This is a genomic window from Bradyrhizobium zhengyangense, assembly GCF_022012435.1.
Taxonomy (GTDB): Bacteria; Pseudomonadota; Alphaproteobacteria; order Rhizobiales; family Xanthobacteraceae; genus Bradyrhizobium; species Bradyrhizobium zhengyangense.
The window spans coordinates 197,192-210,830 of the sequence record NZ_JAKLUA010000003.1 but is presented as its reverse complement, the minus strand read 5'-3'; the positions used below and the strand labels follow the sequence as shown (position 1 = coordinate 210,830).

Genomic DNA, 13,639 nt, shown 5'->3' with positions numbered 1-13,639 from the left:
GAGTGCCGGTTGCGCCGGGACTTCGCCTAGCTCTTTGTTTTGACGCGTTTTATTTGCGCTAACCGTTATCCACTTCGCTTGAAAACGCTTCTGCGCGGAGATCGAGCGTCAGGAAGAGACTGTTGGGATCCTCGACATAGCCCTCGAACGGGGCGCAAGGCACGAAGCCGTGGGCCTGGTAGAGCGCATGCGCCGGCTTGAAATAGTCCCAGGAGCCGGTCTCGAGGCTCAGCCGCGTCAGGTCACGCCTGCGCGCCTCGGCGATGATGTGGCGGAGCATCAGGCCACCAAAGCCGCGGCGGCGCGTGGCCTGCAGCGTATGCATCGATTTCACCTCGCCATGCCGGGCCGAGAGCGTCTTCAGTGCGCCCGTCGCGACCAGCGTCTCGCCGTCCCAGCCGGTCCAGAACGCGACGTCGCTGGCGCGAAGTCCGGCGAGATCGAGCGCATGGGCGCTGCCCGGAGCGGTCTGCGCCCGCGCCGCCGTGACGTGATGGTCGAGCAATGCGACGACGCGCGGATCGAAGGTGTCGCCAATGCGAATCTGCATCGTCAGGGCCTCACGTCACTTGCGAGTTGCTTCTGCATGAAGACGAGATCGAGCCAGCGGCCGAACTTGCAGCCGACCTCCGGCATGCGGGCGACCTCGACAAAGCCGAGCGAGGCGTGCAGGCCGAGCGAGCCGACATTGAGAGCCTCGATGCCCGCGATCATGGCGTGCTTATTCAGCGTCGTGGCGCGCTCGATCAGCGCGGCCACCAGGCTGCGGCCGATACCGGCGCGATGATGCCGCTCATCGACATAGACCGAATTCTCCACGGTGTGGCGATAGCCGGGGAAGGGACGGAAGTCGCCGAACGAGGCGAAGCCGACGACGTCCCCGCCCTTCATCGCCACCAGCACCGGATAGCCCGCCTGCTGCCTTGTGCGGATCCATTCGCGCCGCGAGTCGAGATCGGCCGGGCCGTCGGTCCAGACCGCCGTGGTGTTGATCGCGGCGAAATTGTAGATGGCGAGGATGTCCGCGGCATCCTCCAGCGTTGCGTCCCGTACGATCAGCGACATCATAATTTCCCGTAAGATGTGCCGCGCCGCGTGATGATGACGTAGCGGGCATCCTGTTTGGTTTCGTTCTCGAAGGTCACCGCGCGCATCACGTCGAAGTCGAGACAGTCGCCTTCGCGCAGCCGCACCGTCTTGGCGTCGATATGCACGCAGACCGCGCCCTCCAGCATCAGCAGCTGCTGGGTGAAGGCGTTGCGGCCCCAAGGGCTGTAAGGCACACGCGCGCCGGCCGGCATGTCGACGACGATGATCTCGATGCCGCTGGCTGCGTCGACCGGCGAGGCATGGCGCCGCCGGTAGCCGCTTTCGGGATCGCGCCATTGCGGCTGATCGGCGAGCCGCGTCAGCCGCTCCGGCGGCTTCTCCGAGAGAGCGACGACGTCGCTGAGCGAGACGTCGAGCGCTGCGCAGAGCTTGTTGAGCAGCGCCGCGGTCGCGCTGCTCTGCGCCCGCTCCACCCGCCCGATCATGGCCCGGCTGACACCCGAGCGGCTGGCGAGCTCGTTCAAGGTCATGCCGGCCTGCGTCCTCAAGATCTTCAAGCGGCGACCGATCGCGCGGTCGAGTTTTTGCTGGTCCATTTTGTCGTAGGCCTTGGTCTTCATCCAAATTTACCCGACATGAGGACCGCACCCATGAGGGCGACAGCAGCTTAGGCCGGGCGGGCCGTGAATGCCGGACACGAGAGGCTAATATATTAGAATCTTTGCCGGGCCTGTAGCCTTGATTAGAATGCGCGCAACAACGATGAGCGGGAGGCGACGACATGAGCGGACCGACGCAGCGGACGATCAAGGCCAATGGCATCAGCCTCAACGTCGCCGAACAGGGCGAGGGTCCGCTGGTGCTGCTCTGCCACGGCTTTCCCGAAGGCTGGTACTCCTGGCGCCATCAGATCGAGGCGCTGGCGGCGGCCGGCTACCATGCCGTCGCGCCCGACATGCGCGGCTATGGCAAGAGCGACAAGCCCGAGGCGATCGACCAGTACACGATTTTCCATATGATCGGCGATCTCGTCGGCGTGCTCGATGCGTTCGAGGCAAAGAGCGCCATCATCGTCGGCCATGACTGGGGCGCGGGGATCGCTTGGCACGCGGCCCGGCTACGCCCCGACCGCTTTCGCGCCGCCGCCATTCTCAGCGTGCCTTATCGCCCGCGCAGCGACGTGCGCCCGACCAGCGTGATGCCGCAGACTGAGGAAGCCCAGTTCTATCAACTTTACTTTCAGCAGCCTGGCGTCGCCGAAGCGGAGTTCGAAGCGGACCCGCGCAAGACGCTCGCCGCGATGCTGTTCGGGGGCTCCGGCGAGGGCGTCACCGCCATTCGCGCCATGGCGGCTGCGAGCGGCCAGACGTCAAAAGGCGTCGGCATGGTCTCGCGCAAGGACGGCTTGCTGCCGAAAGTGCCGGTGCCGCTGCCGTCATGGCTCAGCGCCGCCGACCTCGACTATTACGCCGCCGAATTCGCCCGCAGCGGTTTTCGCGGACCGCTCAACTATTACCGCAACATCGATCACAACTGGGAGCTGATGGGCGCCTTCGAGGGCGTGAAGGTAACCGTGCCCACGCTGTTCATCGCCGGCGACCTCGACATGGTCATCGCCTTTCCCGGCGCGGCCGAGCATCTCGCCAACATGAAGCAATGGGTGCCACAGCTGCGCGAGATCAAGATGCTGCCGGGTTGCGGACACTGGACGCAGCAGGAGCGGCCAGCCGAGGTGAATGCGGCGCTCGTCGACTTCCTGCGGAGCTTGCCGGGTTGAGCGGCCCCTAGCAGGGCCCCAGCTTGTCGATGCGCTTTTGATGGCGCCCGCCCTCGAAGGCCGTACCCAGGAACGCTTCGACGCATTCCTTTGCCACCACGTCGCCCGTCGTGCGTCCGCCGAGCGCCAGAACATTGGCGTCATTGTGCTGGCGGCACAGCCGTGCGCCGGTGACATCATGCACGAGCGCGCAACGGATATGGGCATGACGATTGGCAGCGATGGAAATGCCGATGCCCGATCCGCAGATCAGGATGCCGCGCCCCGCCCTGCCGTCCTTGATGGCGTCGGCGAGCTTGTGGGCGAAGTCAGGATAGTCGACGGACGCGGCGCTATCGGTGCCGAGGTCCAGCCATGTCACATCGGGCAACGCTGACTTCAGCGCTTCCTTGAGGGCAAAGCCCCCGTGATCACAGGCAATCGCGACCAAGCGCGTGGTTTCGTCGTTGTCGGCCATTTGCTGTCCCGGGGATTGGAGCGGGCGAAGGGAATCGAACCCTCGTATGCAGCTTGGGAAGCTGCCGTTCTACCATTGAACTACGCCCGCCTATGCGCGTGTCCTGCGCCCACCCTGATTAGCCGAGACGGTGTCCGGCGCCAAGCGGTTTGGCGCGTCAGGCCGGACCGATGTTAACGTCCTGGCAAGATTCCAGGTGCGCCGAATTGTGGCAGTGTTATGATTGCTCTGTCGGGGGAGAAACGTGCACTGAGTGGGGCGTGTGCATGGTGGGGCGTGCCTACACGATATTCGACACGGCGATCGGGCGCTGCGGCATCATCTGGAGCAGCACCGGCGTGGTCGCCGTGCAATTGCCCGAGGCGCGGGAGATCGACACTCGCCGGCGGATTTTCCAGATCCATCCCGAAGCGCGTGAGCAGGCGGTGCCTGTCAACACCGAGCTCGCCATTGAGGGCATCGTGGGCCTGCTGCAGGGCAGCGACCCCGATTTTTCCGAGGTCAGCCTCGATGCCGGCGACGTGCCGGCTTTCAACCGGCGAGTCTACGAATACACCTGCACCATCCAGCGAGGGGAGACGCGCACCTATCACGAGATCGCCAAGGCGCTGGGCGCCTCCGGCGCCGCGCATTCGGTGGCGCAAGCGATCGCCAAGAATCCCTACATGATCATCGTGCCTTGCCACCGGGTGCTGGAAGCGGGCGGCTATGCCGACCGGATCTCGCCATACGGCGGGGTGATCTCCAAACGACGGCTGCTGGCGCTGGAAGGCGCCCACCCGATCGCCAGCAAGACGCTGTTCGAGGTGTTGCTGCCCGTTGCCCCGCCGCTGTCCGCCTCCTAAATACTCGGAATGGATGCGACCACGCTGCTGACGACACAGACGATGACGGTCTCCGAGTTTCGCTGCGACGCGGGGCCGGGCGACACCCCGTTTGCCGAGTGCCGCACCGGCCATTCCATCGCCTATGTCCGCTCAGGCAGCTTTGGCTGCCATTGCCGCGCCGGCTTCTTCGAGCTGGTGGCGGGTTCGCTGCTGGTCGGCGCGCCCGGCGAGGAATACACCTGCACGCATGAGCATGTGTCGGGCGACGTCTGCCTCGGCTTCTTCTTCAGCGAGACTCTGGTCGATGCCCTCGGCGGGCGGCGTGAGACCTGGCAGGTTGGGGCGACACCGCCGCTGCCCGAGCTGATGGTGCTGGGCGAGCTTGCCCAGACGGCGGCAGATGGCAACAGCGATTTGGGCCTCGACGAGGTCGGCCAGATTTTTGCGAGCCGCTTTGTTGACGTGGTGTCGGGCAAGCCGCGAAAGCCGGCGACGCCGACGGCGCGCGATCGCCGCCGTGCGGTCGAGGCCGCGTTGTGGATCGACGACAATTCGCACGCGGAGATCGATCTCGAACAAGCTGCACGCCTAGCAGATTTGAGCCCGTTCCATTTCCTGCGGCTGTTCTCCAACGTGCTCGGCGTCACTCCGCATCAATATCTGGTGCGCTCGCGGCTGCGGCACGCGGCACGCCTGCTCACCGACGACGACATCGCGGTCACCGACATCGCCTATGACGTCGGCTTCGGCGACCTCTCCAACTTCGTCCGCACCTTCCATCGCGCCGCCGGCTTGTCGCCGACCAAGTTCCGGCAGGCCTCGAAGGGCAAGCGCAAGATTCTCCAAGAGCGGCTAGCGCTCAACTGACTAGGGTCCTCTCCGGCGCGCGCCACGAGCGGCGCGCTTTGCAATGGAGACGACCATGTATGACCATATCGGATTGCGCGTTGCCGACCTCGACGCCGCCACGCGCTTCTACACCGCGGCGCTGGCGCCGCTCGGTTACGTGCTGTGCTCGAGCGGCGACGGCTATGCCGGCTTCGGGCCGAAGGGCGAGCCGGCGCTCTGGCTGCATCTGAACAAGGGCCGTAAGGCCGACGGCGCACACATCGCGTTTCGCGCCAAGAACCATGATGCCGTGAAGGCGTTTCACCGCGAGGGCCTGAAGAGCGGCGGCCATGACAATGGCGGCGCCGGCCCGCGCAAGGATTACAGTCCGACTTACTACGCGGCGTTCTTGATCGATCCCGACGGCAACAATGTCGAGGCGGTTTGCACGTGAGCTCTCTCCTCCGTCATTGCGAGGAGCCCATGCGACGAAGCAATCCAGGCTGTTTCCACGGAGACATTTCTGGATTGCTTCGCTGCGCTCGCAATGACGGAGGACTTGGCGACCACTTACCGAAATCAAGGATACTTTCATGGCCTCCATCCACAACGACGTCTCCCTCCCCGCCCCGGCCCGCGACGTCTGGGACGCAGTGCGCGATTTTGGCGCGCTGCCTCAGCGGCTGGTGCCGGGCTTCGTCACGGCATGCCGGCTCGACGGCGATGCGCGTATCGTCACCTTCGCCAATGGCTCTGACGCCCGCGAGGTGCTGGTCGATCGCGACGATATCAGGCAGCGGCTGGTTTACGCCATCAACAACGAGCGGCTGAAGCACTACAGCGCCTCGGTACAGGTGATCGCCGATGGCGAGACGAAATGCCGCCTGGTCTGGACCATCGACATGCTGCCGAACGAGCTTGCGACTTACGTGCAGGAGCAGACCAAGGCGGCTGTCGCCGCCATGCACAAAGCATTTCCTGCGTGATCTTTCTCACAGAGCCCGCGCCTCATCGGCCGTAACCATGGCCGCGTGCGTCCTGACGGCCTCGCTCTCCCGGCGGCGCCACGCACGCGAGGAGCATGCCATGAGAGGTGCGGACAAGGTGATCTGCCAGGCAGCTGCCGTGTTGCTGCTGCTTTCGATTTCGAGCGCGCCGGCGAAGGCGCAATTCCTCGGCGGCGGAGGTGCCGGAGGGCAGGACATGATGACCCAGATGGCGCCGATGCTGGAGATGATGAAGGCGAAGATGGGCAAGCGCCGCTTCGCCATGCTGATGCAGACCATGGGCCCGATGATGAGCCGCATGATGGAGAATGGTGGCGGCGGGTTCGGCGGCATGATGGGCGGCGGCATGGGCGGCCTCGCCGGCGGCAATCTCGGCGACGGGTTCGGCGCGCCCAATTACGGCGCCGGTTATGCGCCGATGGGCGGAGGCACAGTCCCGATGGGAATGGGCGGCATGGGCGGCGGCGATATCATGGGCATGCTCGGCGGCGCCGGCGGCGGCGACATGATGGCGATGATCCCGCAGATCATGCGGCTCGCCAATCTCGGCGGTGGCGGCCATCGCCGCCACAAGCATCGCTAGTCGGCGGCCGAGAGCGCCGGACGGACCGACGGTTTCGCTTGGCGCGGCCCCCAGCGCGTCAGCACCACGCTGGAGCATGAGAGCACGCCGAGCACGACCATCGAGCTCGCGGCGAGCCAGAAGAAGCTTTGTGCGGTGGCGTCGTGCGTCGACAACCACCAGCCGCAGGCAGAGATGTAGATCAGCCGCGCCGTCTGCGCCAGCACCGGGCCGATCACCTTGGCTGCACCTTGCGAGGAGAAGTACATCGTCGAGGCGAGGCCGATGAAGGCGTAGAACGGCGCCACCGTCGACAGATATTGATGGCTGGTCGCGCGCACCGTGGCACTATCCGTGAAGATATTGACCCAGAGATCGGGGAACAGCGCGACGAGGCAGGCCGGCGTGCCTACGGCAACGAAAGCGCTGGCGCCTGCGGTCCAGGCGATGCGCCGCGCGCGGGCGATCCGGCCGGCGCCGACCGCCATGCCGATCATCGGTACCGAAGCGATGCCGAACGAGAACGCGATCGAGGTCAGTAGGAATTCGAGCCGCGCGCCGATGCCATAACCGGCAAGGATCGCGGTGCCGAACTTGGCCAGCATGTGGGTGAAGATCGAGATCGTCAGCACCGATTGCAGCGGCGAGAAGCAGGCGATGGCACCGACCTTCAGGATGTCGAAGAACATCACCCATTGGATGTGCAGGCCGCGGAGTTTTGGAACGACGCGGGCGCGGCCGGAAAAGAGATACCAGCCCATCACGCAGATGTTCATGGAATAGGCGATCAGCGCGCCAGCGGCGACGCCGCGCATGCCGAGTTGCGGAAATGGCCCGAGCCCGAGGCCCAGCGTGCCGCCGAGCACGATCTGCCAGACGGCCGAGTTGAGGATGAGAAGCGACGGCAGCCGCATATTGCCGGTGCCGCGCAGCACGCCCGCCATGGTATTGAGCGTCCAAGGCAGCACGGCACCGCCGAAGAACACCTGGGTATAGGCGATCGCATGCGTCAGCACAGTGCCGCGGCCGCCGAGCATCTCGAGCACCTTGGGTCCGAAGATCAGCATGCCGAGCATAAAAACAAGGCCGAAGGTGATGCCGATCAGCAGTGCGTGCGCGGCGAGCGTCCCGGCGCGTTCGCGGTCGCCGGCGCCGAGCGCACGTGCGATGGCGGAAGCGACCGCACCGCCCATGGCACCGCCCGACATTGTCATGGTCAGGATCACTGTCGGAAATACCAGCGCCATCGCGGCCAGCGCTTCCACCCCGAGACGACCGATATAGGAGGTCTCCGCGATCACCACGCAGGTGCCCGCCGAGAGCGCAACCACGTTCGGCCAGGCGAGCCCCAGCAGCGTGCGCAGGATTGGCCCGTCGGTCAGCGCGCTCCGTACGGGGCGCGCGGGCGGCGGTAGCGGACGTTCCTGCTCATCGACCGGGATCTCGGCGACCTCAGTCATTTCCTCTCCCGGACAAATGCGCCATTTGCGGCGTGGCAATGCTTAGGTGCATCAATCAATTTGCTCGCGCGTAAGGCGCGACGAGCACTTGTTAGCACGCTGGTTACCGATTCCTCCTGCGTCAGGTGCAGGCGTGCCCTGCGGCAGCGCATTTCAGCCGGTGGAATTAACCGACCGTCCAAGCCAGCGGCGCGCGGCGGCCTGTCGTTGGGCGAAGGTGTACGTCGATGTGCCGGCCGCATCCGGCGGCGAGTCCCTCGAACATTCCCTCCAGCAACTTGGTGCACGCGCCGTGATAATCGGCGACGTCGTCCATCAGCTTCCAGCTCTGCTGACGGATTTCGAACGTGCCTTCGGATTGCGTGGTCTCGGCCGCGTCATCCTGCGCGGCGAACAGTGCGCCGAGGAAGGACGCGAACTCGCTCGCGCCGCCGCTGCGCATCGCCAGCGGCTCCGCGATCTCATCGAAGAACTGCATGCCGATCAGCTTGCCCGTGATGTGCAGGAGATAGCCGGCATCTTCCGGGCCGAACAGCTGCACCATCACCGGCGCGGCCGTACGGACATATTCCATGGCATAGTTGCGATAGGCCTTTTCCAGCCGCGGCTTCGGCCAACTCGCGACAGGCAGCGCCGGCGCGGCCTTGGCGTCGAACAGCGGCGCTTCGAGATGCCGCGCGTAGACCAGGCGCTGGTCCGGTTCGAGCGGATGGTCGTACTGGTGATAATGACCCTCGAGGCCGTCCTGGCCGTCGACGCTCTGCTTGGTACAGACGAAGCCGAGCCTGAGATCACCGAGCACGACGCCGTTGTTGGCGTGCCAGCCGCGCAGCATCGCGCGGCTAACCTCGCCGGGTACGCCGCAGATCGCCGGGCCCTTCCAGATCCAGCGCGGCGGCGGATAGCGGATCCAGGCCTTGGTGTCGCTCTCGTACATGTATTCGACGTGCACGCCGCCGATCCAGTTGGAGAGATAATGATATTGCGCCGCCGCCACCGCCGGCGGCAGGTGATCGATCCCGAGCTTCCTGAGCCCCGGCAGAAAGCGCTCCTGCTGCTGGCGGCGGAACACGCGGAAGACGAATTCGGCGGCATCGGCCGTGCCGCGCCGGGTGACCACGGTGAGGATCAGACCGGTGAAGTAAGCATGGTAGAGATCGGCCACCGCGCGCCAGCGTTTCCATTGCGCTTCCTGCGCTGTATCTGCTGCGGTCATGTTCACTCCCGATCGTTGTTTTGATCGAGTGTGTCACTGTGCCGGATGACAGGCAACATGATGCGCGCAAGAGGCCCTGCACGACATCAGGTCAATTCCGCATCACGAAGTTTGCGATGCCTTAGCCGCCCGCTCCCGCTCGACGCGCTCGGTGACGTCGCGCGCCATTGCGACCGATCCTTGCACGTTGCCGCCGGCGTCACGCACCAATGCGAAAGTCATTTCGATATAGAGCTTGCGTTCGCTCTTGTGCAGCGCGCGAGTCAGCGTCGGCCGGCCCGCAAGCTTCATCGCGCCGCTCGCAAGCGCGGCTTCAAAACCTTTCCAGTGCGCAGCGCGTAAATGTTCGGGAATGATCAGATCGAGATTCTGGCCGAGCGCGTCTTCTGCGGTGAAGCCGAACAGCGCGGTGGATGCATGATTCCAGCGCGTGATGGTGCCGGAGCGATCGGCATAGATCACCGCGTCGGCGGCGTCGTTGAGGATATTTGCGTCGAGTTGGGATGGATCGGTCATGGCGAGATCTCGTTGGATTTTGCACATCCTGGCACACATTCGATGTCATCGCCCGACCTGAACACCTGATCGGGCGATCCAGTACTCCGAGACAGCGGTGATCAAATCGACAGGCCGCGGCGTACTGGATTCCCCGCTTGCCGCCTACGCTAAAGCTTCGGCGCTCCTGGACCTCAACCTCGGCGAAGCCTTAGCGTAGCCGGTTCGCAGGGAATGACAGCGGAGGACGAAGATACAGCTACACCCGGAAATGCTTGCTCAGCTTCAGGCCCTGCGCCTGATAGTTGGAGCCGATGCGCTGGCCGTACATCGCGTCGGGGCGAGCCAGCATCTTCTCGTAGACCAGGCGGCCGACGATCTGGCCGTGCTCGAGAATGAACGGCACTTCGCGCGAGCGCACTTCCAGCACGGCGCGCGCGCCTTGCCCGCCGGCGCCGGCATAGCCGAATCCGGGATCGAAGAAGCCGGCATAGTGCACGCGGAATTCGCCGACGAGCGGATCGAACGGCACCATCTCCGCGGCGTAGTCGGGCGGGACCTGCACGGCCTCTTTCGACGCGAGGATATAAAACTCGCCGGGATCCAGGATCAGGCTGCCATCAGGACGGGCCGAGATCGGCTCCCAAAAATCTTCCACCGCATAGCCGGAGCGGCGATCGACATCGACGACGCCGGTGTGGCGCTTGGCGCGATAGCCGACGAAGCCACTGCCCTTCTCGCCCGAGAGATCGACCGAGACGGCAACGCCGCCGGTGAGATCGGCATCGTCGATGTCGACGAGGCGCTCGGTGGCATGCAAAGTTTCGAGCGCGTCGGCATTGAGGATGGCATCGCCGGTTCGGAAGCGCACCTGGGACAGGCGCGAGCCTTCGCGCACCAGCACGGGAAACGTCTTCGGGCTGATCTCGGCATAGAGCGGGCCGTGATAGCCGGCGCCGATCATGTCGAAACGACGCGTGCCGTCGGCGATCACGCGAGTGAAGACGTCGAGCCGGCCGGTCGAGCTTTTCGGGTTCGCGGCCGCGACGATCTCCGGCGGCAGCGCGAGGCTCTCCAGCAGCGGCACGATGTAGACGCAGTTGGTCTCGAGCACAGCGCCGTCGGCGAGGCTGAACTCGTGCAGCTTCAACCGGTCGATGCGCTCGGCGACGGTGGCGCCGGGACCGGGCAGGAAGCTCGCGCGCACGCGATAGGCGATGTCGCCGAGGCGCAAATCGAGGCTCGCCGGCTGGATCTGGCTTTCGACGAAATCATAGGCAGGCAGGATGAGGCCCGCTTCCGCCATCGCCGCGATCATGCGGTCGGGCAGGATACCATTGGCGTCGGCGGCAACCGTGAACGTCAACCGGGGGTCCTCATCAGGGGGCACGCACGCCCGGACTTGCGGGAAATACGAGCCTTTTACGGCTATCCGATGGACGCCTTGACGGAAAGGGCATTGCGGAATATGAGCATCACTTATCCCGTGGTGATTTGAGCCGGCCGGCTTGCAGCCACGTTAAATAAGTCGCTAAACAGGCCGGGGACCTCTGTGATCCCGGCCCGTGGAGATATCCAGGCCGGTTTTTTTGTGACCGTTTTCGACAAGACGGTCATATCGGAGGGTTCAATGTCGAAGTCGCCTGCCAGTTACCGCCCCGAAACCCGCCTGGTCCATTCCGGCACCCTGCGCTCGCAATATGGCGAGACGTCGGAGTCGCTGTTTTTGACCCAGGGCTATGTCTACAACAGCGCCGAGGAGTGCGAGGCGCGGTTCAAGGGCGAAGATCCCGGCTTCATCTATTCGCGCTATTCGAACCCGACGATCGCGATGTTCGAGCGCCGCATGATCGAGCTCGAAGGCGCTGAAGCGGCGCGCTCGGCGGCGACAGGCATGGCCGCGGTGACGACGGCGATCCTCGCGCCGCTCAAGGCCGGCGATCATGTCGTGGCATCGCGCGCGCTGTTCGGCTCGTGTCTCTACGTCATTCAGGATCTGTTGCCGCGCTACGGCATCGAGACCACGCTGGTCGACGGCGCCAATCTCGACCAGTGGCAGCGCGCGGTGAAGCCGAACACCAAGACGTTCTTCCTGGAGAGCCCTACCAATCCGACGCTCGACGTGCTCGACATTCCCTCGATTGCCGAGATCGCTCACAAGGGCGGCGCGCGGCTCGTCGTCGACAACGTGTTCGCGACGCCGATCTGGCAGAGCCCGCTCGCGCTCGGCGCCGACGTCGTCGTCTATTCCGCGACCAAGCACATCGACGGCCAGGGCCGGTGTCTGGGCGGCATCATCCTGTCCTCGGAAGCCTTCATCGCCGAGCACATCCACAATTTCATGCGCCAGACTGGCCCGTCGATCTCGCCGTTCAACGCCTGGGTTCTGCTCAAGGGCCTGGAGACACTCGCCGTGCGCGTGCGCGCACAGACCGAGACCGCGGCGCGCGTGGCCGACGTGCTGGCAAGCCATCCGAAGATTTCGCGGCTGGTCTATCCCGGCCGCGAGGATCATCCGCAGGCGGCGCTGGTGAAGAAGCAGATGCGCGGCGGCTCGACGCTGGTGGGCTTCGAGGCCAAGGGCGGCAAGGCGGCAGCGTTCCGCGTGCTCAACGAGCTGAAGCTCGCAAAGATCTCGAACAATCTCGGCGACGCCAAGAGCCTCGTCACGCATCCGGCGACGACGACGCATCAACGGCTGAAGCCCGAGGATCGCGCCGCGCTCGGCATCAGCGAGGGATTCATCCGCTTCTCGGCCGGGCTCGAGCATGCGGACGATCTGATCGAGGATCTGACTGCGGCGCTGGAGAAGGCGTGAGGTGAGCGCGGAATCGTAGGGTGGGTTAGCCCTGCAGATGCGCGAAGCGCATCTGCTCGGCTTAACCCACCACTTCTGTCGCCGCGGAAACTAAGGAGGTGGGTTACGGCTTCGCCTAACCCACCCTACGGCACCGTCGCCTACATCGGCCGATAGGTCCGCACGTCCGCGGGCACGTTCACGCCGAGCTTGAGCTGGCCGACCGAGTGGATGATGTCGTCGCCGAGCAGCTGGGCGAAGCAGGCATAGCCCCAATCGTTCATGTGCAGGCCATCGGCGATCACAAAACTCTCGACCGGAAGGGCCTGCTTCTCGTGCCAGTCGCGCATCACCTCGAAGCGCGGGAAGATGCCGACGTGACGAAGCTCGGCGACCTTGCCGAGCAGCTTCACCATCTTGCCTGCGCTTTCGGGACGCTCGGTGACGCGCGGCGAATATTGCGGATCGACCAGCACGACGTCGGCATCGCCGGCCGCCTGGATGCGGGTGATACCGTCCTCGACCATTTTGGCGGTGTCGCCGGGATCGAGATTGCGCAGCACGGCGTTGGTGCCGACCTGCCAGATCACGAGATCCGGATGCACATCGATCACCTCCTTCTGGAGGCGCTTCATCATCTCGGGCGCATCCTCGCCACCGACGCCGGCATTGATGACGGTGATGTTAGCGGTCGGATATTGCCGGCGCAGCTGCGCGGCGAGGCGGTTCGGATAGTTGAAGTCGGGCGAGCTCGCGCCATAGCCTGCAGTCGAGGACGAGCCGAACGCGACGATCACGACAGGCTGGCCGGCAATGAGCTTGTTCGCGACATGCGGCAGCGAGCCCATCGTCTTCGCGCCGCCCTTTGGCGGCAGGCACGGCACGCGGCTGAAAATATCGCCGGCGGATTTCGCGACCTGCTTCACCTTGTCGATGGCGCGCGAGGTGAGGCCGCGCTGATCGGTGGACTGCGGGGTCGTCGCAGCAACCGTGGTCTGGGACGGCGATGTGGGTGCGGGATTAGCAGCCTGCTGCGGCGCTGGAGTCGCCTGGGCGGCCTGAGCTTGAGCGGGTGCCTGCAGCACAGGCGTCAGCATCAGCAGCATTGCCGCTGCAGGCGCGGCCAAGCATGTCGACAGGCCAAAAGGGCGGAGAGAACTCAT

Annotated in this window: 16 protein-coding genes, 1 tRNA gene and 1 riboswitch; of the genes, 7 read left to right on the top strand and 10 right to left on the bottom strand. The window is 64.9% G+C overall.

The annotated features are described in order from the left end of the window. Nucleotides 1-58: 58 nt before the first annotated feature. Genes L6637_RS12490 through L6637_RS12480 form a run of 3 tightly spaced genes read right to left on the bottom strand, consistent with a single transcriptional unit; the run spans nucleotide 59 to nucleotide 1,670 of the window. On the bottom strand, nucleotides 59-550 hold the full coding sequence (locus L6637_RS12490) for a GNAT family N-acetyltransferase (protein ID WP_237864148.1): 492 nt from the start codon (nucleotides 548-550) through the stop codon (nucleotides 59-61). 2 nt (nucleotides 551-552) lie between these two features. After that, nucleotides 553-1,065, bottom strand: a complete 513-nt coding sequence (locus L6637_RS12485; protein ID WP_237864149.1) for a GNAT family N-acetyltransferase — start codon at nucleotides 1,063-1,065, stop codon at nucleotides 553-555. Next, the gene (locus L6637_RS12480; protein ID WP_237864150.1) at nucleotides 1,065-1,670 is read right to left on the bottom strand and encodes a helix-turn-helix domain-containing protein; all 606 of its coding nucleotides are present in this window, start codon (nucleotides 1,668-1,670) and stop codon (nucleotides 1,065-1,067) included. The genes L6637_RS12485 and L6637_RS12480 overlap by 1 nt, the downstream gene beginning before the upstream one ends. Before the next feature lie 161 nt (nucleotides 1,671-1,831). Here L6637_RS12480 and L6637_RS12475 point away from each other — a divergent pair, with 161 nt between their 5' ends. Then, on the top strand, nucleotides 1,832-2,827 hold the full coding sequence (locus tag L6637_RS12475; protein ID WP_237864151.1) for an alpha/beta fold hydrolase: 996 nt from the start codon (nucleotides 1,832-1,834) through the stop codon (nucleotides 2,825-2,827). Between the two features lie 7 nt (nucleotides 2,828-2,834). Here the strand turns inward: L6637_RS12475 and rpiB are convergent, their stop codons facing one another. Together rpiB and L6637_RS12465 are read right to left on the bottom strand one after the other, a co-directional pair. Beyond that, a complete protein-coding gene (rpiB, locus tag L6637_RS12470; protein ID WP_237864152.1) occupies nucleotides 2,835-3,284 on the bottom strand; it encodes a ribose 5-phosphate isomerase B in 450 nt (149 codons plus the stop codon). 16 nt (nucleotides 3,285-3,300) lie between these two features. Then, nucleotides 3,301-3,374 (bottom strand) — tRNA-Gly (locus L6637_RS12465). A 176-nt stretch (nucleotides 3,375-3,550) separates the two neighbouring features. Here L6637_RS12465 and L6637_RS12460 point away from each other — a divergent pair. The 5 genes from L6637_RS12460 to L6637_RS12440 all read left to right on the top strand — a co-directional run bounded on the left by L6637_RS12460 (nucleotide 3,551) and on the right by L6637_RS12440 (nucleotide 6,529). Next, nucleotides 3,551-4,129 (top strand): methylated-DNA--[protein]-cysteine S-methyltransferase, encoded by a 579-nt coding sequence (locus L6637_RS12460; protein WP_237864153.1) that lies wholly within the window; start codon nucleotides 3,551-3,553, stop codon nucleotides 4,127-4,129. 9 nt (nucleotides 4,130-4,138) lie between these two features. Continuing rightward, nucleotides 4,139-4,978, top strand: coding sequence for a helix-turn-helix transcriptional regulator (locus L6637_RS12455; RefSeq protein ID WP_237864154.1), 840 nt, complete (start codon nucleotides 4,139-4,141; stop codon nucleotides 4,976-4,978). A 55-nt stretch (nucleotides 4,979-5,033) separates the two neighbouring features. Beyond that, nucleotides 5,034-5,393: a VOC family protein gene (locus L6637_RS12450; protein WP_237864155.1), complete on the top strand. Its 360-nt coding sequence runs from the start codon at nucleotides 5,034-5,036 to the stop codon at nucleotides 5,391-5,393. A gap of 139 nt (nucleotides 5,394-5,532) precedes the next feature. Beyond that, nucleotides 5,533-5,925 carry an SRPBCC family protein gene (locus L6637_RS12445; protein WP_237864156.1) on the top strand — a complete coding sequence of 131 codons (393 nt, stop codon included), beginning with the start codon at nucleotides 5,533-5,535 and terminating at the stop codon, nucleotides 5,923-5,925. Nucleotides 5,926-6,025: 100 nt separating this feature from the next. Next, nucleotides 6,026-6,529 carry a hypothetical protein gene (locus L6637_RS12440; RefSeq protein ID WP_237864157.1) on the top strand — a complete coding sequence of 168 codons (504 nt, stop codon included), beginning with the start codon at nucleotides 6,026-6,028 and terminating at the stop codon, nucleotides 6,527-6,529. Here the strand turns inward: L6637_RS12440 and L6637_RS12435 are convergent. From L6637_RS12435 to L6637_RS12420, 4 genes are all read right to left on the bottom strand, one after another. Next, entirely contained in the window at nucleotides 6,526-7,968 is a 1,443-nt protein-coding gene (locus tag L6637_RS12435; RefSeq protein WP_237864158.1) for an MATE family efflux transporter, read from the bottom strand. The two genes, L6637_RS12440 and L6637_RS12435, sit on opposite strands and share 4 nt — an antisense overlap. Before the next feature lie 166 nt (nucleotides 7,969-8,134). After that, nucleotides 8,135-9,184, bottom strand: a complete 1,050-nt coding sequence (locus L6637_RS12430; protein ID WP_237864159.1) for a hypothetical protein — start codon at nucleotides 9,182-9,184, stop codon at nucleotides 8,135-8,137. 102 nt (nucleotides 9,185-9,286) lie between these two features. Continuing rightward, a complete protein-coding gene (locus tag L6637_RS12425; protein WP_237864160.1) occupies nucleotides 9,287-9,700 on the bottom strand; it encodes a PAS domain-containing protein in 414 nt (137 codons plus the stop codon). A 238-nt stretch (nucleotides 9,701-9,938) separates the two neighbouring features. Next, nucleotides 9,939-11,045, bottom strand: a complete 1,107-nt coding sequence (locus L6637_RS12420; RefSeq protein ID WP_237864161.1) for a 2'-deoxycytidine 5'-triphosphate deaminase — start codon at nucleotides 11,043-11,045, stop codon at nucleotides 9,939-9,941. A gap of 110 nt (nucleotides 11,046-11,155) precedes the next feature. After that, nucleotides 11,156-11,235, top strand: a riboswitch (SAM riboswitch). Between the two features lie 74 nt (nucleotides 11,236-11,309). Between L6637_RS12420 and L6637_RS12415 the strand changes: the two genes are divergently transcribed. Continuing rightward, entirely contained in the window at nucleotides 11,310-12,497 is a 1,188-nt protein-coding gene (locus L6637_RS12415; protein ID WP_237864162.1) for an O-succinylhomoserine sulfhydrylase, read from the top strand. Nucleotides 12,498-12,637: 140 nt separating this feature from the next. On the opposite strand, the gene L6637_RS12410 is transcribed toward L6637_RS12415, so the two are convergent. Then, the gene (locus L6637_RS12410) at nucleotides 12,638-13,639 is read right to left on the bottom strand and encodes an SGNH/GDSL hydrolase family protein (protein WP_237864163.1); all 1,002 of its coding nucleotides are present in this window, start codon (nucleotides 13,637-13,639) and stop codon (nucleotides 12,638-12,640) included.

Coding starts and splice junctions, on each gene's coding strand:
- rpiB (WP_237864152.1), bottom strand. CDS start 3,284: ATGGCCGACAACGACGAAACCACGCGCTTGGTCGCGATTGCCTGTGAT.
- L6637_RS12430 (WP_237864159.1), bottom strand. CDS start 9,184: ATGACCGCAGCAGATACAGCGCAGGAAGCGCAATGGAAACGCTGGCGC.
- L6637_RS12445 (WP_237864156.1), top strand. CDS start 5,533: ATGGCCTCCATCCACAACGACGTCTCCCTCCCCGCCCCGGCCCGCGAC.
- L6637_RS12485 (WP_237864149.1), bottom strand. CDS start 1,065: ATGTCGCTGATCGTACGGGACGCAACGCTGGAGGATGCCGCGGACATC.
- L6637_RS12435 (WP_237864158.1), bottom strand. CDS start 7,968: ATGACTGAGGTCGCCGAGATCCCGGTCGATGAGCAGGAACGTCCGCTA.
- L6637_RS12490 (WP_237864148.1), bottom strand. CDS start 550: ATGCAGATTCGCATTGGCGACACCTTCGATCCGCGCGTCGTCGCATTG.
- L6637_RS12455 (WP_237864154.1), top strand. CDS start 4,139: ATGGATGCGACCACGCTGCTGACGACACAGACGATGACGGTCTCCGAG.
- L6637_RS12450 (WP_237864155.1), top strand. CDS start 5,034: ATGTATGACCATATCGGATTGCGCGTTGCCGACCTCGACGCCGCCACG.
- L6637_RS12460 (WP_237864153.1), top strand. CDS start 3,551: ATGGTGGGGCGTGCCTACACGATATTCGACACGGCGATCGGGCGCTGC.
- L6637_RS12410 (WP_237864163.1), bottom strand. CDS start 13,639: ATGAGTTCTCTCCGCCCTTTTGGCCTGTCGACATGCTTGGCCGCGCCT.
- L6637_RS12415 (WP_237864162.1), top strand. CDS start 11,310: ATGTCGAAGTCGCCTGCCAGTTACCGCCCCGAAACCCGCCTGGTCCAT.
- L6637_RS12425 (WP_237864160.1), bottom strand. CDS start 9,700: ATGACCGATCCATCCCAACTCGACGCAAATATCCTCAACGACGCCGCC.
- L6637_RS12475 (WP_237864151.1), top strand. CDS start 1,832: ATGAGCGGACCGACGCAGCGGACGATCAAGGCCAATGGCATCAGCCTC.
- L6637_RS12440 (WP_237864157.1), top strand. CDS start 6,026: ATGAGAGGTGCGGACAAGGTGATCTGCCAGGCAGCTGCCGTGTTGCTG.
- L6637_RS12480 (WP_237864150.1), bottom strand. CDS start 1,670: ATGAAGACCAAGGCCTACGACAAAATGGACCAGCAAAAACTCGACCGC.